The 22533-nt window shown below is 63.6% G+C and carries 17 protein-coding genes; 14 read left to right on the top strand and 3 right to left on the bottom strand.

What is annotated here, in order from left to right:
- Nucleotides 1-106: 106 nt before the first annotated feature.
- Together fdhA and argE are read left to right on the top strand one after the other, a co-directional pair.
- Nucleotides 107-1315, top strand: a complete 1209-nt coding sequence (gene fdhA / locus U0O11_RS12360; RefSeq protein ID WP_054555477.1) for a formaldehyde dehydrogenase, glutathione-independent — start codon at nucleotides 107-109, stop codon at nucleotides 1313-1315.
- A gap of 231 nt (nucleotides 1316-1546) precedes the next feature.
- Nucleotides 1547-2785: an acetylornithine deacetylase gene (argE, locus tag U0O11_RS12355; RefSeq protein WP_324690337.1), complete on the top strand. Its 1239-nt coding sequence runs from the start codon at nucleotides 1547-1549 to the stop codon at nucleotides 2783-2785.
- 40 nt (nucleotides 2786-2825) lie between these two features.
- On the opposite strand, the gene U0O11_RS12350 is transcribed toward argE, so the two are convergent.
- Complete coding sequence (locus tag U0O11_RS12350; RefSeq protein WP_324690335.1) at nucleotides 2826-3764, bottom strand: LysR family transcriptional regulator ArgP; 939 nt, start codon at nucleotides 3762-3764, stop codon at nucleotides 2826-2828.
- Between the two features lie 135 nt (nucleotides 3765-3899).
- Here U0O11_RS12350 and U0O11_RS12345 point away from each other — a divergent pair, with 135 nt between their 5' ends.
- Together U0O11_RS12345 and hppD are read left to right on the top strand one after the other, a co-directional pair.
- Complete coding sequence (locus U0O11_RS12345) at nucleotides 3900-4505, top strand: LysE/ArgO family amino acid transporter (protein WP_324690334.1); 606 nt, start codon at nucleotides 3900-3902, stop codon at nucleotides 4503-4505.
- Between the two features lie 358 nt (nucleotides 4506-4863).
- Nucleotides 4864-5943: a 4-hydroxyphenylpyruvate dioxygenase gene (gene hppD, locus U0O11_RS12340; RefSeq protein ID WP_216059963.1), complete on the top strand. Its 1080-nt coding sequence runs from the start codon at nucleotides 4864-4866 to the stop codon at nucleotides 5941-5943.
- 126 nt (nucleotides 5944-6069) lie between these two features.
- Here the strand turns inward: hppD and U0O11_RS12335 are convergent, their stop codons facing one another.
- Nucleotides 6070-6558, bottom strand: coding sequence for an Lrp/AsnC family transcriptional regulator (locus U0O11_RS12335; protein ID WP_043331273.1), 489 nt, complete (start codon nucleotides 6556-6558; stop codon nucleotides 6070-6072).
- Between the two features lie 557 nt (nucleotides 6559-7115).
- On the opposite strand from U0O11_RS12335, the gene U0O11_RS12330 reads away from it, so the two are divergent.
- Both U0O11_RS12330 and gltS read left to right on the top strand, forming a co-directional pair.
- Nucleotides 7116-8840, top strand: coding sequence for a 2-isopropylmalate synthase (locus U0O11_RS12330; RefSeq protein WP_043331272.1), 1725 nt, complete (start codon nucleotides 7116-7118; stop codon nucleotides 8838-8840).
- 457 nt (nucleotides 8841-9297) lie between these two features.
- Complete coding sequence (gene gltS, locus U0O11_RS12325) at nucleotides 9298-10488, top strand: sodium/glutamate symporter (RefSeq protein ID WP_043331271.1); 1191 nt, start codon at nucleotides 9298-9300, stop codon at nucleotides 10486-10488.
- Nucleotides 10489-10719: 231 nt separating this feature from the next.
- On the opposite strand, the gene U0O11_RS12320 is transcribed toward gltS, so the two are convergent.
- Nucleotides 10720-12216, bottom strand: coding sequence for an SLC13 family permease (locus U0O11_RS12320; RefSeq protein ID WP_324690329.1), 1497 nt, complete (start codon nucleotides 12214-12216; stop codon nucleotides 10720-10722).
- Nucleotides 12217-12739: 523 nt separating this feature from the next.
- Here U0O11_RS12320 and galE point away from each other — a divergent pair.
- The 8 genes from galE to U0O11_RS12280 all read left to right on the top strand — a co-directional run bounded on the left by galE (nucleotide 12740) and on the right by U0O11_RS12280 (nucleotide 22246).
- A complete protein-coding gene (galE, locus tag U0O11_RS12315) occupies nucleotides 12740-13762 on the top strand; it encodes a UDP-glucose 4-epimerase GalE (RefSeq protein ID WP_054555473.1) in 1023 nt (340 codons plus the stop codon).
- Between the two features lie 170 nt (nucleotides 13763-13932).
- Nucleotides 13933-14760, top strand: a complete 828-nt coding sequence (gene cysQ, locus U0O11_RS12310; protein ID WP_216059966.1) for a 3'(2'),5'-bisphosphate nucleotidase CysQ — start codon at nucleotides 13933-13935, stop codon at nucleotides 14758-14760.
- A gap of 79 nt (nucleotides 14761-14839) precedes the next feature.
- Nucleotides 14840-16690: a sulfatase-like hydrolase/transferase gene (locus U0O11_RS12305; RefSeq protein ID WP_324690325.1), complete on the top strand. Its 1851-nt coding sequence runs from the start codon at nucleotides 14840-14842 to the stop codon at nucleotides 16688-16690.
- Nucleotide 16691: 1 nt separating this feature from the next.
- Complete coding sequence (locus U0O11_RS12300; protein WP_324690323.1) at nucleotides 16692-18044, top strand: UDP-glucose dehydrogenase family protein; 1353 nt, start codon at nucleotides 16692-16694, stop codon at nucleotides 18042-18044.
- Nucleotides 18041-19174 (top strand): glycosyltransferase family 4 protein, encoded by a 1134-nt coding sequence (locus tag U0O11_RS12295; protein WP_324690322.1) that lies wholly within the window; start codon nucleotides 18041-18043, stop codon nucleotides 19172-19174. Before U0O11_RS12300 ends, U0O11_RS12295 begins: the two co-directional genes overlap by 4 nt.
- 231 nt (nucleotides 19175-19405) lie before the next feature.
- On the top strand, nucleotides 19406-19918 hold the full coding sequence (locus U0O11_RS12290) for a DUF2489 domain-containing protein (RefSeq protein ID WP_324690321.1): 513 nt from the start codon (nucleotides 19406-19408) through the stop codon (nucleotides 19916-19918).
- A gap of 20 nt (nucleotides 19919-19938) precedes the next feature.
- A complete protein-coding gene (locus U0O11_RS12285) occupies nucleotides 19939-21093 on the top strand; it encodes an amidohydrolase (RefSeq protein WP_324690320.1) in 1155 nt (384 codons plus the stop codon).
- A 277-nt stretch (nucleotides 21094-21370) separates the two neighbouring features.
- Nucleotides 21371-22246 carry an OmpA family protein gene (locus U0O11_RS12280; RefSeq protein ID WP_043335655.1) on the top strand — a complete coding sequence of 292 codons (876 nt, stop codon included), beginning with the start codon at nucleotides 21371-21373 and terminating at the stop codon, nucleotides 22244-22246.
- The last annotated feature ends 287 nt before the right edge of the window (nucleotides 22247-22533 follow it).

Below are 22533 nucleotides of genomic sequence, written 5' to 3'. Positions count from 1 at the left end.
GACCGGGGGCTGGTGGCCGATGCAGGAGAAGTGACGGGCGGCGCAAGCCAGCTTGTCTGCCTGTCGCCGGCCACCTGCCAAACCCCATGCCAGCCAGGAGCACGTCATGTCAGCCAATGCCAATCGCGGAGTCGTATACCAGGGAGCGGGGAAGGTGAGTGTCGAATCACTGGACTATCCGACCCTGGCGCTGGGAAATCGCAAGTGTGAACACGGGGTCATTCTCAAGGTCGTCTCGACCAATATCTGCGGCAGTGATCAGCACATGGTGCGTGGCCGCACCACGGCGCCTCAGGGTCTGGTACTGGGCCACGAGATCACCGGTCTGGTCGTCGAGGCCGGGCGCGATGTGGAATTCATCAAGGTCGGTGACATCGTCTCGGTCCCCTTCAACATTGCCTGCGGCCGCTGCCGCAACTGCAAGGAAGGCAAGACGGGGATCTGTCTGAACGTCAATCCGGCGCGTCCCGGCGCGGCCTACGGCTATGTCGACATGGGCGGCTGGACTGGCGGTCAGACAGATTACGTCATGGTGCCCTATGCCGACTTCAACCTGCTCAAGTTCCCGGATGCCGACCAGGCGATGGAGAAGATCCGTGATCTGACGCTGCTGTCCGACATCTTCCCCACCGGCTTCCACGGCTGTGTGACCGCGGGGGTCGGGCCGGGCTCCACGGTATATATCGCGGGCGCCGGGCCGGTCGGGCTGGCGGCGGCTGTCTCCGCCCAGCTGCTGGGGGCGGCCTGTGTCATCGTCGGCGACATGATTCCCGAGCGTTTGCAGCAGGCCGAGAGCTTCGGCTGCGAGACCATCGATCTGCGTCAGGAAGGTTCGATGGAAGACAAGGTCGAGGTGATTCTCGGCGAGCGTGAAGTGGATTGCTTCGTCGACTGCGTCGGCTTCGAGGCGCATGGCTGTGGTTGTGATCACGGCCGCGAGCAGCCGGCCACGGTGCTCAACTCGGCGATGGCGCTGACGCGTGCCGGCGGCCAGATCGGTATTCCCGGGCTTTATGTCACCGAAGACCCGGGCGCCGAGGATGAGGCCGCCAAGGTCGGGGCGCTGTCGATGCGCTTCGGGCTGGGCTGGGCCAAGTCCCACTCGCTGCACACGGGCCAGTGTCCGGTGATGAAGTATCACCGTCCGCTGATGCAGGCGATCCTGTTCGGGCGCGTCAATATCGCCGATGCGGTCAATGTGCAGGTCATCAGTCTGGAAGAAGCCCCGCAGGGCTATGCGGACTTCGATGGCGGCGCTGCCAAGAAATTCGTCATCGACCCCCACGCCATGGTGCGCAACGGCCGTGCTGCCTGACGCCATCACGGCCTGAATCCCGCCCGTAGCGGAGTTCTGTCGCCACAGACGACGCTGCCACGCCCTTTCATCGGGTGTGGCGGCGTCGTCTTTTTTTGAAGCTGCCTGCCAGGCGGATGTTGCAGTCAGGCCCTTGTTGTCGAAGAGGCGCTGCGCTATACCGGTGGGCATATGAGGCCAGCGCGCTGCGTATGGTGCTCTCCGCTCTGATGTCTCTGCACAGGAATGCCCATGTCCGCTTCAGCGTCCCCCATCGCCAATACCGCCAGCCTGATGCCGCAGCACGCCGATTTCTCCGACTGGCCCAACAGCCGCGACTGGCTGGCGCATCTGGTCAGCTTCAATACCGTGTCGCGCGAGTCGAATCTGGCGTTGATCCATTGCCTGCGCGACGCCCTGGAAGTGGTCGGTGTCAGTGCCGAGGTCATCCATAACGATGGCGGCGACAAGGCCAATCTGCTGGCGGTGATCGGGCCGGAAGTCGAGGGTGGTGTGGTGCTCTCCGGGCACACCGATGTGGTGCCGGTGGAGGGTCAGGCCTGGGACAGCGATCCCTTCACGCTGCGAGAGGACGAGGGTCGCCTTCATGGGCGCGGTTCCGCCGACATGAAGGGCTTCATCGCCTGCTGCATGGCGGCGGTGCCGGCACTGGTGAATGCCCAGCGTGCGGGTACGCTGAAAAAGCCGGTGATTCTTGCCTTCTCCTATGACGAGGAGATCGGCTGTCTGGGGGCGCCGCGCATGATCGCGCGCCTGCGTGACCGCCTGCCGCGTCCGGCGGCGGTGCTGGTGGGCGAGCCGACCATGATGGCGATCGTCGATGCCCACAAGGGCATCACCGATCTGCGCACCACGGTGACCGGCAAGCCGTCGCATTCCAGCCTGGTCTATCAGGGAGTGAGTGCCATCCATCTGGCGGCGCGCATGGTGACCTTCATCGAGGATCGCATGCAGGCGCGCATCGACTGCGGCCATCTGGACGAGCGCTTCGATGTGCCCCACGCCAGCCTGCACGTCGGGCGTATCGAGGGCGGCACGGCGGTCAACATCACTGCCGGGGAGTGCATCTTCGACTGGGAGCTGCGTCATCTGCCGGGCGAGGATGTCGAGGCGATGCTGGCGGAGATCGATGCCCACGCCGAGCGTCTGGTCGCTCCCTATCGTGAGCGGGCGCCAGAAGTGGCGATTCGTAGCGAACGCACGGTGGAAACGGTGCCATCACTCGGGCATGGCGATCGGGACCCGGCCATTCGCCTCTGCCAGCGTCTGCTGGGCGATGAGCGGGCCAGCGAGGCCGTGGCGTATACCACGGAGGCGGGTCAGTTCCAGAGCGAAGGCTGGCCGACGGTGGTCTGCGGGCCAGGCTCCATCGGGGTCGCGCATCAGGCCAACGAGTACATCGAGCTCAGCCAGCTGGCGGCCTGTGATCGCTTCCTGGCCCAGCTGGTGCGTGAGCAACAGGGCGGCTGAGGCTCCTGTGTTGGGCCTGATGCACGACTGACACGTGCTCTCACAGCATGCCGGGGCGGGGCGTCTCCTGCTCCGGCATCGGGCGCAATGCCGTGGCACATTCCCGCAGCAGGTGATCGGTGAGCTTGTCCAGCGTGCTGCCGCCGTGGCGCCAGTGATGCCAGTAAAGCGGTACATCGAGGGCATGGTTCGGCGCGATATCCACCAGCTCACCACTGGCCAGCAGATGCGCCGCCTGCTGCTCGGGAATCATGCCGTAGCCCATGCCGCTCAAGGCCAGACGCACGAAACCTTCCGACGACGGGCAGAGATGGTGGGGGAAGGGCTCATCGAAGCCCATGGTCGACAACAGCCGGTGCTGCAGGCGGTCATCACGGCCATAGACGATGGCGGGCATGCTGCGCAGGGTCTCGGCCGGCAGAATGGGCGGGATGGGATGGCCTTTCTTTGCGATATGGCGCTGCACGAAGTCCGGGCTGGCCAGCGCCCGATAACGCATGCTGCCCAGCGGGTGGGAGCGTGCCCCCTGCACCGGGCGCGGCGTGGCACAGATGCAGCCCGCGACTTCTCCATCACGCATGCGCCTGAGCGCCACTTCCTGATCCTCCACCAGCATGTCCAGCAACAGGTCACGCTCGCGACAGAAACTGCCGGTGACGGTCGGCCACCAGGTGGCCAGCGAATCGGCATTGATGGCGATGCGCAGTCGCTGCTCGCTCTCGCCGAGGGCGGGAATCTGGTCGAGCAGATCATGCTCCAGCAGACGCACCTGCTGGACATGATTGAGCAGGCGCCGCCCGAGCGGTGTCGGCCCCAGCCGCGGTGTACGCACCAGTACCGGCTGCCCCAGCCGTGCCTCCAGCAACTTGATGCGCTGCGAGACCGCTGACTGCGTCAGCCCCAGTGCTCGCGCCCCGCGTTCAAAGCCCGCCTGATCGATGACGGCCGCCAGCGCCTCCAGCAGTTTATAGTCCAGCATCAGTATTCCTTATGATCCATTCCCTGAATCAATTTCCTTGATGGATTCATCCTAGCGTACTCTGCCTGCCTCAGCACTGACAGCCGTGGTATGCACCGTCAGTCACGGCAACGACACGACGAAAGGACAGGCGATATGTGGTGGTCATTCTTCAATGGGGCAGGGGTAGGCGCAGGCTTGATCATCGCCATCGGGGCGCAGAACGCCTTCGTGTTGGGACAGGGTCTCAAGCGCGAGCATCAATGGTGGGTCGCGGGACTCTGCGCGCTGTGCGATGGCGTGCTGATCATCGCCGGCGTGCTCGGGCTGGGCGCGCTGATGCAGCAATCGCCGCTGTTGATGAGCATTGCCCGCTGGGGAGGGGTGGCGTTTCTGCTCTGGCAGGCACTCAAGGCGTTGGGGCGCATGCGCACTGGCGGCCAGCTGACGGCGAGCAACGCGCTCAAGGCCAATCTCGGCAAGGTGCTGGCGGCAACGTTGGCCGTCACGCTGCTCAATCCCCAGGTCTATCTGGATACGCTGGTGATGCTGGGCGCGATCGGCGCGCAACAGCCGTCCCCGCAAAGCTTCATCGTCGGGGCGAGCCTGGCCTCCTTCGGCTGGTTCTTCGGCCTGGTGACATGTGCCGGTTGGCTGGCACCACGTCTGACCAGTCCGCGTGCCTGGCAGGTCATCGAGGCCTTCATCGCCACGATTCTGCTGTGGGTGGCCTGGCAACTGGGCAGCGGTGCCTGGCTCTAGCGGCCAACGCAAGACGGGCAAGAGGCAACAGCAGGCGTGACGCGCCGATAGGTGTAAAGAAAGCATGACGCAGTGTCAGGCGCTGGCGGCAGTGGGAGCGCCCCGAGTGGGCAGTGTCGAGATGGCCGTCAGCGCCATGGCAGGGTTTCGTTACATGTCTGGCGTGGGAAGAGGCCGGACACGGCACCAATGCAGGCGCAAGGCGCATGGGCAGGGCGGCAGGCAAGGCATAGATTTCCGATAACGGAATCGGGACACGGCAGGTGATGCGCGCGATGCGTTCGCCTGTCGTGAAGGATGTTGCCCGCCTTTTCTCTACCTTGCCTGCCTTGTCGGCAGCCTGACTCAGGAGCCTCCCATGAACGCACCGGCACGTATCGAACAGCACAATCCCATCGGCACGGACGGCTTCGAGTTCGTCGAATTCACGGCCCCGGATGCGGCCGGCATCGATGCCCTGCGCAAGTTGTTCAACCAGCTCGGATTTACCGAGACCCGTCGCCATCGCTCCAAGCAGGTGTTCCTGTTCCAGCAGCACGGCATCAATGTGGTGCTCAACGCCGAGCCGAACAGCCCGGCGGCGGAATTCGCGGCGATCCACGGCCCGAGTGCCTGTGCGATGGCCTGGCGCGTGGCGGATGCCGAGCAGGCGCATCGCTACGCACTGGCGCACGGTGCGCGCAGCGTCGAGCATCCGGTCGGGCCGGGCGAGGTGGGCATCCCCGCGGTGCAAGGCATCGGCGGTTCGGTGCTGTACTTCGTGGACCATCACCGCGAGCGCTCGATCTACGATACCGACTTCGTCGCCATCGACGGCGCAATCGAGAATGCCAACAGTGTCGGCCTGCATACGCTGGATCACCTGACCCACAATGTCGGGCGTGGCCAGATGGATGTGTGGGCCGACTTCTATGCGCGTATCGCCAACTTCCGCGAGATCCGCTATTTCGATATCGAAGGCAAGATGACCGGGCTCTTCTCGCGCGCGATGACGGCGCCCTGCGGCAAGATGCACATTCCCATCAACGAGTCAGCGGATGATGACTCCCAGATCGCGGAATTCATCCGCGAATACCATGGCGAAGGTATCCAGCATCTGGCGATGGCGACGGATGATATCCATGCCACCGTCAAGGCGCTCAAGGCCAATGGCGTCACCTTCCTGACCACGCCGGCCACCTATTATGAGAAGGTCGATGCGCGGGTGCCCAATCATGAAGAGAATGTCGAGGACCTCAAGGCATTGAACCTGCTGGTCGATGGCGCGCCGGGGGAGGGCATTCTGTTGCAGATATTCACCGAGACGGTGATCGGGCCGATCTTCTTCGAGATCATCCAGCGCAAGGGCAACGATGGTTTCGGCGAGGGCAACTTCAAGGCGCTGTTCGAATCCATCGAGGAAGACCAGATCCGCCGCGGCATCATCGGTGGCGAGTGATCCACCCATTCCGGCACGCCCTGATCAGCGCGTGATCACGATGGCATCTTCAGCAACACGAAAGCCCCGTCGGCTATCACCGACGGGGCTTTCATGTTGATGAAGGCTTGATTCAGGCAGTCAGGCTCAGGAGGTCGTCGGGACGCGTTGGTGATCGATCACCTGACGCAGCACGAAGCTTGAATGCACGCCGGTCACACCTTCGATCCGCGTGATCTGCTTGAGCAGCAGGTCGTGATAGTCATCCATGTCCTTGACCACCACCTTGAGCTGGTAGTCGGCTTCCTGGCCGGTGATCAGCAGGCATTCCATCACCTGGGGCAGCGAGGCGATGGTGTCCTCGAAGTTGGTGAAGCGCTCCGGGGTGTGGCGGTCCATCGAGATATGCAGCAACGCCATCAGGCTGAGTCCCAGCTTGCGGGCATCTATCTGGGCGCGGTAGCCGGTGATCATGCCGCTTTCTTCCAGCGCACGGACACGGCGCAGGCAGGGCGACGGGGACAGGCCGATGCGCTCCGCGAGTTCCTGATTGCTGATGCGACCCGAGTGCTGAAGCTCGTCAAGAATGCGACGGTCGAAGCGGTCCAGTGTCGGGAGAGGAATATTCTGGCTCATTTTCGCAATCCATTAGCGGTGAAGATGTGAATGGTGAAATAATCTGCTTTTAAGATGGCGATGTCATGTGGTTTTCGCAATCGTCCGCCCTGATATGCGGCATATACTGTAATCACTGCTCAGCGATGAAGACGCCCGTTCGGGTCGTGGCTGTCGCATGACACGACGTACGACGCGAACGACAGACCTGAGCAGGATGAGCCACCGGCGCTGGCGACACGCCTCTTGCAACCGGTGAACGCGGAACGCAGTCGGCTTCTGATCGAAGCGAGGCTGCCGAAAGGGCTCTGGTGGTGATCCCACCGTCCTTCTCTCCGCGCTGGAGACCGTGATCCGGTCCCGGAGCTTGCGGCGGGCAGTGACGTTACGCTGCCCCCGACTTGCTTGCTTGCCCTGCTGACGGCAAGCTTTCGGATGCAAGGCCTTCACGCCTTCGTCATCTCACATTTACTCAGGCGCCCCGATTGGGACACTGTTGAGTGCGAAAGGTGCCATCGATCTCCCGTATCGGGCCTCGATTGCCGGTTTTTCGCACCCAGACCGCCAAGGACACGACCATGACTGCTGCATCCACGCCAAGTGCTGCCTTCGACCACACCAAATATCGCCCCGTGACCCCTGTTGCACTGACCGACCGCCAGTGGCCGTCGCGTACCGTGACCCAGGCGCCGCTATGGGCGAGTGTCGACCTGCGTGATGGCAATCAGGCGCTGCTCGAGCCGATGACGGTCGAGCAGAAGAAGCTGATGTGGAAGCTGCTGGTCAAGATCGGCCTCAAGGAGATCGAAGTCGGTTTCCCCTCCGCCAGCCAGCTCGATTTCGACTTCGTGCGCTGGTTGATCGAGGAAGACCAAGTTCCGGAAGGCGTCAGCATCCAGGTGCTGGTGCAGGCGCGTGAGCATCTGATCGCGCGTACCTTCGAGTCGCTGGTCGGTGCGCGTGATGCCGTCGTTCACGTCTACAACTCCACCTCCACCGTGCAGCGTGAGCGGGTGTTCGAGATGGACCGTGACGGCATCAAGGCCATCGCCGTCGAGGGCGCACAGCTGGTCAAGGACTACGCCGAGCGCTACCCGGACACCAACTGGGTGTTCCAGTACTCGCCGGAGAGTTTCACCTCCACCGAGATGGATTACGCCGTCGAGGTATGTGAAGCGGTGATGGATGTCTGGCAGCCGACGCCGGAAAAACGCTGCATCCTCAATCTGCCGGCCACGGTGGAAGTGGGCCCGGCCAATCACTTCGCCGACCAGGTCGAGTACTTCATCAAGCACCTGAGCCGTCGTGACTGCGCGATCATCTCGCTGCACACCCACAACGACCGCGGTGGCGCTGCTGCCGCCGCCGAACTTGGCCTGCTGGCCGGCGCTGATCGCATCGAAGGCACCCTGTTGGGCAACGGTGAGCGCACCGGCAACATGGACCTGATCACCCTGGCGATGAACCTCTACAGCCAGGGCATCGATCCGGAGCTGGATCTCTCCAACCCGGACGAGATCATCCAGGTCTACACCGAGTGCACCAATCTGCCGGTTCACCCGCGTCACCCGTGGGTCGGCGAGCTGGTCTACACCGCCTTCTCCGGCAGCCACCAGGACGCCATCCGCAAGTGTCTCAAGAAGCAGCAGCCTGACGAGCCGTGGCAGGTCGCCTATCTGCCCATCGACCCGCAGGATCTGGGCCGCGACTTCCAGGCGGTGATCCGCGTCAACAGTCAGTCCGGCAAGGGCGGCATGGCCTTCCTGCTCGAGCGCGATCATGGCATCAGCCTGCCGCGCTGGATGAGCCTCGAGCTTGCGCCGCACGTGCAGAAGGCCAGCGAGCAGGTCAGTGGTGAGCTGTCCAGCGACCAGATTCGCGCGATTCTCGATGCCAGCTTCAAGCGTGAGGCGCCGCTGAGTCTCAAGGGCTATCGCCTGGATCGCGAAGGGGCCGAGCAGCTCACCGCGACACTGGTCGACGACAAGGGCGAGCAGATCGCGCTGGCCGGCGAAGGCAACGGTGCCATCTCCGCCTTCATGGATGCCTGGCAGCGTCACACCGGTTCCACCGTCAGCGTGGTGGATTACGGTGAGCACGCCCTCGGCGAAGGCAGCGATGCCGTCGCGGTGGCCTTCGTGATGCTTAACCTGGATGGCAAGCGTGTCTGCGGCATGGCCGAGGATGGCGATACCGTGAGCGCATCGCTCAAGGCCGTGCTGTCGGCGGTCAATCGCGGCCTGGAAAGCAGTGCACGCAGCGAAGCGGAACGTGCCGAGGAAGCCGGTCCGGTCGCTGTCTGACGACAACACGCCTCATGCGTGACTGATCAGGGGCTTTTTTGCCTCTCTCGAGACCCTCGCTCATCAGAGCGGGGGTCTTTGCGTTTCGTGGCAGGGCAGAAGTTGCCCGGATGGCGCTCACGCCCGCCGTTGCTGGGCTGACGCGGGCAGGCTTGCGTGGAAAATACGTGTCATGCTCGCCAGGCCGCTATAGACTTTTGTCTGATGTTGACGGCTCAGTCAACATCCGGGCTTGCACCGGTGCCCACCCTGCGTATCATCGCTGCACCCGCATAATGATAACGATCTGGTGGCAGACCGGATTCGAGAACACAACAATTCCAAGCGGTGCAAAGGCAACCCCCCTGATTGAAGAGATAATGGATGCGTCCCCATCCCTGCTCTGATCGGGCATCGCCAGTGCACCTCTCGTTCAGGAGGTCCGCTAGAACAACCCACAACTACTCATCGGTATCGCATGATTCAACTTGATGCTATCACCACCCTGTTGCTGGCGGCGCTTGTCCTCGTCGTTGGCCATCTGATCGTCGAGCGCGTGCGCGTGCTGCGCGAATTCAATATCCCCGAGCCTGTGGTCGGCGGCCTCATCGCTACCATCATCGTCACCGGCCTGCGCGGCCTGGGTTACGAGTTCCAGTTCTTCGGCGGTCTCCAGACTCCCTTCATGTTGCTGTTCTTCGGCTCCGTCGGTCTGTCGGCAGACGTGCGCATGATTCGTGCCGGCGGAAGCAAGCTGGTGCTGTTCCTCGCGCTGGTCATCGGTCTGCTCATCCTGCAGAACCTGCTGGGTGTCGGTGTTGCCAGTCTGTTCGGTCTGGATCCGGTACTGGGTCTGCTCGGCGGTTCCATCACCATGTCCGGTGGCCACGGTACCGGCGCGGCATGGGCCAACGTCTTCGCCGACGAATATGGCATCAATGGCGCGATGGAAGTCGCGATGGCCTGTGCCACCTTCGGGCTGGTGTTCGGTTCCCTGATCGGTGGGCCGACGGCGCGTTTCCTGATCAATCGCATGAAGCGTGAAGGGCAGGACATCAACGCCCAGGTCAGCGATTCCGAATATGACGAGACGGAAGTCCAGCATCCGCTGAATACGTCCAATGCCCTGAAGACACTCTTCATGCTGCTGCTCGGGGTCGTCTGTGGCCAGCAGCTGCAGTCACTCACCTCGGGCACCGCCTTCTCGCTGCCGACCTTCGTGTGGGTGCTGTTCAGCTGTATCGTCATCGGCAACGTGGTGCGCGCCTTCGGCGACAAGCACCTCAATACCCACGCCGTCGATGTGCTGGGCAACATCAGCCTGTCGATCTTCCTGGCGCTGGCGCTGATGACGCTCAAGCTCTGGGATCTGGCCAATCTGGCACTGCCGATTCTGGCCATCCTGCTGGCACAGGTCGCGCTGGTGTTCCTCTACACCACCCAGGTCACCTTCCGCCTGATGGGCAAGAACTACGACGCTGCGGTGCTGGTCGCGGGTAACTGTGGCTTCGGCATGGGCGCCACGCCGACGGCGATCGCCAACATGCAGGCGGTCACGCAGCACCACGGGCCGTCGCGTCTGGCCTTCATCATCGTGCCGGTGGTGGGTGGCTTCCTGATCGATATCGCCAACTCGCTGATCATCAAGGGTTTCCTCGGCTTCTTCTGAACATGACAGCAGATGTCATGAGGAGATGTCGCAGAATCTGCCTGGCATGAACGACAACGCCGGACTCCATTGGAGTCCGGCGTTGTCGTTTCGGGGGGGCTGAGGCTTGCAGGTTTCAGGGCTCAGGCTTCAAGGGCGGTGAGAAGCTCGTCAGGCGCTTTTGTTCTCACCCTCGTTCTCACCTTCGCTCTCTTCCTCGTGCTCTTCCAGACCCTGCGTCAGCACTTGCCTCTACACCCACAGTGCCACAATCAGGCCATAGGCCAGCAGGGTGACGACCACGGTACCGGCCAGGTTCAGGAAGAAGCCGGCGCGCATCATGGTCTGGATCTTGAGGTGGCCGGTGGCGAACACGATGGCGTTGGGCGGCGTCGCCACCGGCATCATGAAGGCACAGCTGGCCGCGATGGCTGCCGGCACGGTGATCAGCAGCGGATCGATGTCCAGTGACAGCGCCAGTGCCCCCAGCAGCGGCAGGAAGGCAGCTGCCGTCGCGGTATTGGAGGTGACCTCGGTCAGGAAGATGATCACCACGACCACGATGGCGACCAGGCCGATGAGCGGCAGCACGCTGAACATCGACAGCTGGCCGGCGATCCACTCGGCGAGACCCGAGCTCTTGATCACGCCCGCCAGTGCCAGACCACCCCCGAACAGCAGCAACACGCCCCAGGGCAGGTCACGCGCGTCTTCCCACACCAGCAGGCGGCGGCCGCGTGAGGTGCCGGAGGGAATGGCGAACAGGCCCACGCCGATGGCCATGGCGATGCCGGTGTCCGACAGCCAGGCAAGGCCCATCTGGTTGATCAGCGGACGGAACATCCACAGCAGGGCAGCCACCAGGAAGGCGACGCCGACACGTTTCTCGGCGCTGCTCATGGCACCCAGCGCCTTGAGCTCGCGGCTGATCATCTCGCCGCTGTCTGCCGTCTCGGACTTGAAGGAGAAGGGCGTGCGCGTCAGCCACCACCAGGTGATGGCGCACATCGCGATGGCCACCGGCAGGCCGACGACCATCCACTGGGCGAAGCCGATCTCGATGCCTTGATCACTGGACAGGTAACCCGCCAGCAGGGCATTGGGCGGCGTGCCGATCAGGGTCGCGATACCGCCGAGGCTGGCGGAATAGGCGATGCCCAGCAGCAGGGCGGCGGCGTAGCGCTTGAGTTCCGGGTCATTGCTGTCGCGCTCGTCCTGACCACTGGACATCAGGCTGACCACTGACATGCCGATGGGCAGCATCATGATGCTGGTGGCGGTGTTGGACACCCACATGCTGATGAAGCCGGTGGCGATCATGAAGCCGGCGATCTGGCGGCGCGGCGAGTGACCGGCAAGTTTCAGCGTATGCAGAGCCACGCGGCGATGCAGGTCCCAGCGCTGCATGGCGATCCCGAGCAGGAAGCCACCGAGGAACAGGTAGATGGTCGGGTTGGCATAGGCGGCGGTGGTGCTCTTGATGTCGTCGATGCCAAGCGCCGGCACCAGCACGATGGGCAGCAGCGAGGTCACCGGAATCGGCAGGGCCTCGGTGGCCCACCAGGTGGCCATCAGCAGGGCCAGGCCGACGCAGAGCCAGGCGCTGTCCGGCATGCCACCCGGTGCCGGTGTCAGCCAGGTCAGCAGCAACAGGAGGGGTCCGAGTATCAGGCCGATGCGCGCCGCGAGTGGCGCTTGTGGCGGCGTAGTGGATTGATCAGCGACGTGATCGGGAGATTGCTCAGGCATGTCGACTCCAGAGAAGCCGGTCGGCGACTGGCTTCCTCATCATGGTGGTCATCGTGTTGTTGGTATGGGTCATGGTAGGTGATGGCGAGTTGTCGTGTTGGTGTTATTCATTAAATGTCGCGCATGTATTCCCGGTCGGGGTGACGTGCACGACGTGTCATGTTGCCTGCCATGTCAGAAAGCCGCTCGCGAGTCGATCTGCCGGGCGCTCAGGCGGCAAGGCGCGGCCATTGTCTCAGCATTGCGGCGCGGCTCAATAGCCTTCATTGCCTGTTTTGAAACTCCGGCAAGTGAAACCTTGACGCCGCGCAAGCGCGACGCTTGATCCGAGGCGCTCACACCTCGGGCCAGGCCCTGTGTGACGCCATCTTGCACGGGTCAGGTTGCTGTCTGGCGACAGACGCTGTCGTTGGCTGTGGACTTGTGAGCGCAAGGGCTGGAAGGTAGGGTTAGCAGCCATGAACAGGGCCAGCGCAGGACAACTGCGTGGCCCACTGTCGCGTTACTTTCACAAGGAAGATGATTGATGATTCTGGTCACGGGTGGTGCAGGCTACATCGGCTCTCATACGGTATTGGCGCTCATGGAGGCCGGCCATCAGGTGCTGGTGCTGGACAACCTGTCCAATGCCAGTGAAGCCTCTCTTGCGCGTGTGGCGACGCTTGCCGGACGCGAAGTGCCGTTCGTCGAAGGGGATATCCGCAACGGCGCGCTGCTCGACAGCCTGTTCGAGCGTCACGATATCGAGGCCGTGGTCCACTTCGCCGGGCTCAAGGCGGTCGGCGAGAGCGTCGCCAAGCCGCTGGCCTACTACGACAACAACGTCAACGGCACCCTGGTGCTGTGTGACGCCATGGCGCGTGCCGGCGTCAAGCGTATCGTGTTCTCTTCCTCCGCCACCGTGTATGGCGACCCGGCCTCCACGCCGATCCGTGAAGACTTCCCGACCTCCGCGACCAACCCCTATGGCCGCTCCAAGCTGATGGTCGAGGAAGTGCTGCGCGACCTGGCCGTCGCGGATGACAGCTGGCGCATCGCGCTGCTGCGCTACTTCAATCCGGTGGGCGCCCATGAGTCCGGCACCATCGGCGAAGACCCCAACGGCATCCCCAACAACCTGGTGCCGTATATCAGCCAGGTCGCCGTGGGCCGCCTCGAGGAACTGGCCGTGTTCGGTGATGACTACCCGACGCCGGATGGCACCGGGGTGCGCGACTACATCCACGTCGTCGACCTGGCCGATGGCCACCTCAAGGCGCTGGACTACCTGGCCGGTGATGCGCGGGATGGCGTTCACACCTACAACCTGGGCACCGGTACCGGCTACAGCGTGCTGGACATGGTCAAGGCGTTCGAGAAGGCCAGCGGTCGTCCGGTGCCGTATCGCATCGCACCGCGTCGCGCCGGTGATATCGCCGAGTGCTGGGCAGAGCCGGACAAGGCCTTCAATGAGCTCAAGTGGAAGGCCGAGCTGGGTCTCGACCGCATGATGGCCGACAGCTGGCGTTGGCAGTCGCGCAACCCCAACGGCTATCGCAGTGCCTGAAAACTGACACTGCATGGTCAGTGCGCCGAAGTTGACCAAGCTTGAGTTGACGGCGCTTGTGTGAAGACCTCTCGAAGCGGTCGCGGGCAGCATCCGCGGCCGCTTTTGCGTATGATGACGGCGGGCCGAAGGGCCCGTGCCGACTCCTTCGAATTCTCTGCGAGACCCCCATGACCCAGTCTGATGTCACCCTCGATCTTGAACTGCTGACGGCCATTGAACAGCTTTGCCGTGAAGCGGGGCAGGCGATACTCGCCGTTGCCCGTGGGGGAGAGCTCGGCACGCGTGCCAAGGCGGATGACAGCCCCGTCACGGCGGCGGATATGGCGGCGCATCATGTGCTGGTCGAGGGGCTGGCCCGTCTGACGCCGCAGATTCCGGTGCTCTCGGAGGAGAGCGACAAGGCCGATATCGCGGCGCGGCGTGACTGGCAGACCTTCTGGCTGGTCGACCCGCTGGATGGCACCCGTGAATTCGTCACCGGCAGCGGTGAATACACCGTCAACGTGGCACTGATACAGGGTTCGCGCAGCGTACTGGGTGTGGTGGATGCGCCGGTGCTGGAGACGACCTGGAGCGGCCTCGCCGGTGTGGGGGCCTTCCGGGAAGACGCCACCGGGCGTGTCGCGATCACGGTCAGTCCGGAGCCCGAGGTATTGAGAGTCGTGGCCAGCAAGTCGCATCTCGATGCGCGTACGGCGGCGCTGATCGAACGACTGGCACCGGTGGAGAACGTCAGCTGTGGCAGCTCGCTCAAGTTCTGTCGCATCGCGGAAGGCAATGCGGATCTCTATCCGCGCTACGCGCCGACCAGCGAGTGGGACACCGCGGCGGCCCAGGCCGTACTGGAAGCGGCCGGCGGCCAGGTCTTCGATGCCGAGTCATTGCCCGCACAACCGCGTCGTCTGGACTACAACGCCCGCGATACACTGGTGAATCCCTTCTTCATCGCCTGTGGCCAAGCGGATGGTCGCTGGCGCCAGGCGCTGGACGTCTGAGGGTGGCCGGGGCTCGACGGCTCGTGCATCCATTGGCCCGCGTGAGGGCTGAAGCGCTCATGTCATGGCGAGGACGCGCATGAAGGGCCTGCTGCAGCGCCTCGTCCGTCGCCTGTTTGCGCGCAGCGATCAGGCGAGCAAACGGGCCGGGGTGATCTCCGCCATCACGCTGGCCCTGCTGGCGAGTCTGGTGCCGTTGATCTATCACGGCCTGCTCGAGGGCGGCCTGATCCTGTTCGGCAATCTGTTGCTGTGGCCGTGTCTGCTGGCGGCGCTGCACCGTCCGCGCTGGCGTTGGCCGGCGCTGGGGCTGATGGCGTCGCTGGGCGTCAATCTCTCCGCAAGCGTGGTCAGCGCCGTCTATTACGATTCCCGCTATGGTTTGGCCTTTGCGCTCAGCTCGCTGGATACCAGCCGCAGCGAATCGATGGCGATGCTGTTCAAGTTCCCGCTGGCCCTGATCGTCCCGTTGGGGTTCTTCCTGCTGGCGCTGTCATTGGGCAATCGCTTCGGGGCGGGGCTGGCTCGCGCCCGGCTGGGCGGGCGCAGCGGAATCGCCTTCGTGCTCTGGATGCTGATGCTGCTGGCCGGTAGCTGGCAGTGGGGCCGGGCCAGTGTGCCGTTGGCCATCACGACGCTGTCGGTCTCGCCGGGCTGGAATCTGGCCACCACCTCGCATGCCTGGTGGGAGAAGGAGCGCTACAAGGCGCTGATGGCGGACGACTATGATTTCGGCGGCGTCTCGCGCAGCCCCGAGGTGTCGGATGACGCCGTCTTCGTCCTGATCATCGGTGAATCCCAGCGCCGCGACCAGCTGTCGCTGTATGGCTATTCCCGTGCCACGACGCCGAATCTCGATGCGCGCCGCGATGAGCTGGTGGTCTTCGATCAGGCCATCGCGCCGGCGCCGCAGACCGTGCTGGCGGTACCGATGCTGGCCAGCCTGACCGACCCGCGGACCTTCTCGCCGCGCTACCTGGACGCCAATCTGATCTCGCTGGCCAATCAGGCCGGCTATCATACCGAGTGGCTGTCGCGCCAGGGGCTCGATATCACCTCCGAGCGCACCTGGATCACCGCCATCGCCCAGCGTGCCGATGTCGCTCGCACCATCATGACCGACTATGACGATGGCTTGCTGGATGCACTGGATGAGGCGCTGGCGCGCGAGGTCGAGGGGCCGCGGCTGATCGTGCTGCATCTCTACGGCAGTCACCCGCCGGCCAGCCTGCAGTACCCGGATTCACTGCGCTATTTCCTGACCCCGGACAGCCGCTCGCCGCTGACCGATGCCTACGATGACAGCATCCGCTTCACGGATCAGGTGCTCGAGGGTGTCTTCCAGCGCCTCGAGGGGCGACCCGCTGGCGTGCTCTATCTGTCGGACCACGGCCTCGAGCATGACCCGCTCAGTGACGCCTATGTGCATGGCGGTGATCGCCCCAGTCAGGCGCCGTACCGCATTCCGCTATGGCTGTGGCAGACAGCGCAGGCGCCCAATCCCGCGCGCGAGCTGACGCGCCTGCGCTCGCACGCCGATGAGCCTTTCGCCAGTTTTGACCTGCCCTATCTGGCCAGCGACTGGCTGGGCATCCGCTTCTCCGGTGACAAGCCGTGCCTGTCGCCCTGGGCGGTCTGCTATCAGCCGCGTGAACGTCATCCGGTGCTGGACCAGCTGGGACGATTGAACTTCTATGAAGCCCTGCCGTCGGACTTTCTTTCCCGACCTCTCGCGCCGGGTGCCGAAGAGCTCGAGGAAGCGGTTGAGGCGACCACCGAGCTGCTGGAGCGTCCGGAGTTCATGTCCGGGCAGGGCGCGAAACGCGACGGGCAAGCCCCACAACCGGATTCCCGCGTGACGCCGTCAGAGGAGTCGTCGGCGTTCACCTTGTCACCTGCTTCATTACCTTCAGAAACCCTCAAGGACTGACATGAAAATCACTGTCTTCGGAACAGGCTACGTAGGCCTGGTGACTGGCACCTGTCTGGCCGATGTCGGCCATGACGTGATCTGCATGGACGTTGATGCGGCCAAGATCGATGGCCTCAAGCAAGGCGAGATCCCCATCTTCGAGCCGGGGCTGGAGAGCATGGTGCTGCGCAATGTCGAGGCCGGCCGCCTCAACTTCACCACTGACGCCCGTCAGGCCGTCGAGCACGGCGTGCTGCAGTTCATCGCCGTGGGCACACCGCCGGACGAAGACGGCAGCGCCGACCTCAAGTACGTGCTTGCGGTGGCCGGCACCATCGGCGAGCACATGAATGACTACAAGGTCATCATCGACAAGTCCACCGTGCCGGTGGGCACGGCGGATCGTGTCACGGCGCGAGTCGCCGAAGTGCTCGCCGAGCGCGGCGAAAGTGTCGACTTCGATGTCTGTTCCAACCCGGAATTTCTTAAGGAAGGCGCGGCGCTGGAGGACTTCACGCGTGGCGCGCGCATCGTGGTCGGCACCGATTCCGAGAAGGTGCGTGAGCGCATGCGCGAATGCTACGCGCCCTACAACCGCAATCATGAAAAGCTGATGTTCATGGATGTGCGCGCCGCCGAGCTGACCAAGTACGCTGCCAACGCCATGCTGGCGACCAAGATCAGCTTCATGAACGAGATTTCCAACCTGGCCGAACGCCTGGGTGCGGACATCGAGGAGGTGCGTCGCGGCATCGGCAGTGACCCGCGTATCGGCTACCACTTCATCTATCCCGGTTGTGGTTATGGCGGTTCCTGCTTCCCGAAGGACGTCCAGGCACTGGCGCGTACTGCCAGTCAGGTCGGTTATGACGCCGAGCTGCTGACTGCGGTCGAGTCCGTCAACAAGCGCCAGAAGGTCACGCTGTTCGACAAGCTGTCGCGGGCCTTCGATGGCGACCTCAAGGGCAAGACCATCGCTGTCTGGGGTCTGGCCTTCAAGCCCAACACCGATGACATGCGCGACGCGCCGAGCCGCACGCTGATGGAAGCGCTGTGGGCCGCTGGCGCGACCGTGCAGGCCTATGATCCGGAAGCCATGAAGGAATGCCGCCGCATCTACGGCGAGCGTGATGAGCTGGTGCTGGTCGCGGACCGTCAGCAGGCGGTCAAGGGCGCCGATGCGCTGGTGGTGTGCACCGAGTGGAAGGAATTCCGCACCCTGGACGGCGAGTGGCTCAAGGCGCAGCTCGGCTTCCCGGTGGTGGTCGATGGCCGCAACCTGTTCGAGCCCGCCGCCATGAAGGCCGCTGGCCTGATGTACTACGCGGTCGGTCGCGGTGACTCCATGCGCCGCGTGCAGGAGGCGTCGTGAGCACTGGCGCAGGCAAGCTGGCCGCGATCGCCATTCGTCAGGTCGAGAAGAACACCGGGGCCAGCCGCAATGCCTTCGAGCAGGCGGATGCGTTGCGCGCGCTGGGCTATCGCGTGGTGATTCTCGCCGAGCGCGGCAAGCCCGAACTGGCTCGCGCCCACGGCGCGGAACTGGTGCGCCTGTGGCGGTGGCCCTTCAAGGGGGCGTATCGACGTTTCTGGTTCAATCGCCGTGTTCAGGCCTGGGCCAGCCGTCATGCGCCCGACCTGCTGATCAGTCATGGTGACTGCGAAAGCCCGGATACCGTCTATCTGCACAATTGCGTGCACCTTGCCTCGCAGTGCATCCATGGCCGTGAGCTGCCTCGCGACCACGAAGTGGCGGCGATTCATGATCACGTGCTCAAGGGGGGCAAGTTCCGTCAGGTTGCGGTCAATTCGCGCATGATGGGCGAGGATCTGATGGCGCGCTACGGTATCGCGCCTGAGCGGATCGAGATCAGCTACCCGGGCTATGACCCGGTGCAATTCACGGTCGAGCGCGCGCGCGCAGGGCGCACCGCCCAGCGTGAGGCATTGGGCGTGGCCGAGGACGAGCTGCTGGTCGGTCTGGTGTCATCCGGCAACTTCACCAAGCGCAACGTGGCAGGCTTCGTGGCGATGGCGGCGCTGATGGAGCAGGCCTCACCGGGCCGCTATCGCTTCCTGGTGGTAGGCAAGGATGATGCCGCGCCTTACCAGCAGCAGGCCAGGGAGGCGGGCATCGCCGAGCGCATGATCTGGCGCTCGACCATCCCGGAGGTTGAGACGCTCTACGGTGCGCTGGACCTGTTCGTGATGCCGGCCCATATCGAGGAATTCGGACGTGTCGCGCTGGAGGCGATGGCCTGTGGTGCGCCGGTGCTGCTCAATGCGCGGGTCGGCTCGGCCGAGTTGCTCGATGACTACCCTGAACTGGTCATGGCGGCAGAGTCCACGCCACAGCAGTGGGCCGAGCGCTGCACCCATCTGCTCGAGAGCGACACTCAGGCGCTGAGCGCTGCGCTGGCCAGTCTGGCACGCAATTACTCGCATCAGGCGCAGAATCTCAAGCTCAAGGCCAGCTTCGAGGCCTTGATGGCGGGGCGGTGAAGGTCCGCTCTGACAGATTGACCGCTCGCGTGCCGGGCGAAGCATGAGTGCGACAGAGAAAAGCGTGCAAGAGTGAATGACACGACTGGCCCCGTATCCCTGATGCGGGGCCTTTTGTTGACGCAAGGCGTGGGTGAGGGCGGGCTACGTGGTCATCGGTCGCAGTGCCCCGCCTTGGGTGTCGCGTGTGCAGTCCCTATACTCATGGCTTGTTTACCGCAGGAGAAAGGCATGTCCCTGACTATCAGCATCATTCTGGCCGTCATCGCGATCATCATTATCGCGGGATTGGCGTTCTATGCCCTCAAGCTGCGCCGCGAGGTCAAGGTGCGTGAGGCGCGTCGCGAGCAAGAGCTCATCCAGGCGCGCGCCAACTGTCTGGAAAGCCTCGAAGCCATCGCACGCGCCATGCAGGCCGGGCAGGTCGACATGGTGGAAGGCGGTCTGCGCTGCAAGGTGTTGATCGAGATTCTCGATACCAGTCTGGCCGAAGATGACGTGCTCTCGGTCTTCGGTGTCCTGCATGGGCGGGTGTCACACCTGCACACCCATTCGGCGCGCAAGGCGCTGTCGCCGCGTGAGCGACTGGCCGAAGACAAGGAGCGCATCGCCGTCGAGGAAGCGCTGGCGGAGCCGCTGCAGCTGGCGGCGAGTCGCGTGCTGAGCAACATGGAGTTCTGGCATCAGCATTACCTGGGGCGCAAGCGTCCCGCTTCGCCAGCAGATCTGGGGCAGGCCGTCTGATGAGTCTTCACGAGGCAGGCATGAACACGACACTTTCCTTGCTGGGCACGCCGCTGGCCGAGCTGCGTCACGCCCTGCACCGCTCACCGGAACTCTCCGGACAGGAAGCCGCCACGGCGGCCTGCATCGCCGGCTGGATGCAGGAGGCCGGCGCCGAGGTGGTCAGCGGGCTGGGCGGGCATGGTCTGGCCGCCATCTTCCGCGGCGCCGAGCCAGGCCCGCGCGTCATGCTGCGCTGCGAGCTGGATGCGCTGCCCATCGATGAGGCGCCGCGCGGCGACTGGTCCTCCTGTCATCCGCATGTCGGGCACCTGTGCGGCCATGACGGCCACATGAGCTGGATGCTGGGCGTGGCGCAGCGCCTGGCGGCGTCTCCGGTCGCCAGGGGCGAGGTGGTGTTGCTGTTCCAGCCCGCCGAGGAAACCGGCGAAGGCGCGCGCGCCGTCGTACGCAGCAAGGCCTTTGCCGCGCTCAAGCCGGATTATCTCTATTCGTGTCACAACCTGCCGGGGCGCCCCCTCGGGGAAGTCAGCGTGCGCGACCATGCCTTCACCTGCGCCTCACGCGGCATGATCGTGCGGCTTTCCGGGCTCTGTGCACATGCGGCCCACCCGGAAAATGGTCGCAGCCCGGCGATGGCCATGTGTCGCATCATGCAAGGCCTGTCGCGTCTGCCGTTGCAATTTGCCGATGAGACCGGACTTGCGGTGGTGACCCTGATTCATGCGCGCCTGGGCGAGGTCGCGTTCGGCACCTCACCGGGCGACGCCGAGGTGATGGTCACCCTGCGCACCGAGAGTGATGACATGATGAAGGCGCTGGCCGAAGCGGCGGTGTCACTGGCGCGCAGCGAGGCGGAAGAAGACCGTCTGGGCATCGACGTGGACTGGTGTGACACCTTCGATGCGACTTGGAATTCGCCTAAGGCGAACGACATGATTCGCCGCGTGGCACGACAGCAAGGGCTTGATTGCGTGGAACTTCCTCAGGCACATCGCTGGTCCGAGGACTTTGGCGTGCTGGCACGTGACTGCCATGCCGCCATGTTCACATTTGGCGCAGGCGAGGAAATGCCCGGCCTTCACCACCCCGATTACGATTTTCCTGATACGCTGTTGGCGCCCGGCGTCGAGATTTTCGAGGGGCTGGTTCGCCAGCACCTTGGAAGAGAGTAAAACAGGGGTTTTACAGCGTCGCTATTCTGATACAGTTAGTGTCAAAGATTTTCGACGTTGCAAAAAACACTGTTTTCCTTCACCGTATGCCTGAGGATCGGTACCGTTTTCAAGGGAAACAGACCCGATCAGAGCTGGAAGGACGCACCTGCATGTGCTTTCTTCTTAAAGGAAGATTTGAATAAAATTCCTTTCATCGTAACGAGTTCGGCTCTTATACTGAGTCGATACGTAACACCCTCGTTACATATTGCGCTGTGTTAAGAAGGAGTCTTACATGAAAAGATCTACGACTGGCCTGGTTCTGGGTTCTGCATTGGTTGTTGGCCTGTCTGGCTGCGCAAGCTCTGCTTCCCAGTCTTCATCTGCTGAGAAGCCCTGGTACAGCCAGCCGTTCGTCTGCGGTCTGGCCGGTGGCCTGATCGGTGGCGGGATTGGTTACGGCGTCTCTGGCGACAGCGACGAAGACACCGGCGCTTCTCTGGGTGCTGTCGGCGGCGCGACCGCTGGCGCACTGCTGTGTGCTGACGATGCTCCGAAGTCCATGGACGACGATGGCGACGGCGTGCCGAACGACCGTGACGAATGCCCGGGGACTCCGGCAGGCGTCGCTGTTGATGCGAAAGGCTGCCCGCTGGACACCGACGGTGACGGCGTTGCTGACTACAAGGACCAGTGCCCGGGTACTCCGGCCGGCGTCACTGTTGACGCGAAAGGCTGCCCGCTCGATTCCGACGGTGACGGCGTGCCGGACTACCAGGACCAGTGCCCGAACACCCCGGCCGGCGCCAAGGTCAATGCCCTGGGCTGTGTCGCTGACCTCGTCCTGCGTGACGTGAACTTCGAGTTCGACTCCGCCAAGCTGACTGCCAACGCCGAGAAAGTGCTGAACGGTGTGGCGGCCAAGCTGGTCTCCAACGAGAACGTCCGCGTTCGCGTCGAAGGTCACACTGACTCCGTGGGTTCTGACTCCTACAACAAGCAGCTGTCCCAGAAGCGTGCTGACTCCGTGAAGGCCTACCTGGCTTCCGAAGGTGTTGGCGCCAACCGTATCCAGACTGTGGGTTACGGTGAAGAGCAGCCGGTCGCCAGCAACGATACTGCTGCAGGCCGTGCCGAAAACCGTCGTGTCGAGCTTGCTGAAGTCAAGTAAGCCGAACGCGGTAAGCTGAATCAGACGGGGCGCCTCAGGGCGCCCCGTCTGCGTTCGTGTCGTGCATGGTCTTCAGTGGCTCAAGCGTATCTTTACGACTTTTGAACGGGCTGCTAAGGTCTTGCCTCGTTCATGTTCCCGCGTTATGTGTCCACACCCTGCCTGGTCGCTCGATCATCATGGGGCAGTGGGCGGCGCCCCAGGCATTGTAGGCCGGGGTCAGTAGCGTGAGGGGCGTGATCGTCATTGCCCCCATTTCGAGCCGACGCCCCGCGTTCGGCCAAATT

This window comes from Cobetia sp. D5 (assembly GCF_035666195.1).
Lineage (GTDB): Bacteria > Pseudomonadota > Gammaproteobacteria > Pseudomonadales > Halomonadaceae > Cobetia > Cobetia amphilecti.
The sequence above is the reverse complement of the archived record's forward strand: the minus strand, read 5'-3'. Positions and strand labels throughout refer to the sequence as shown.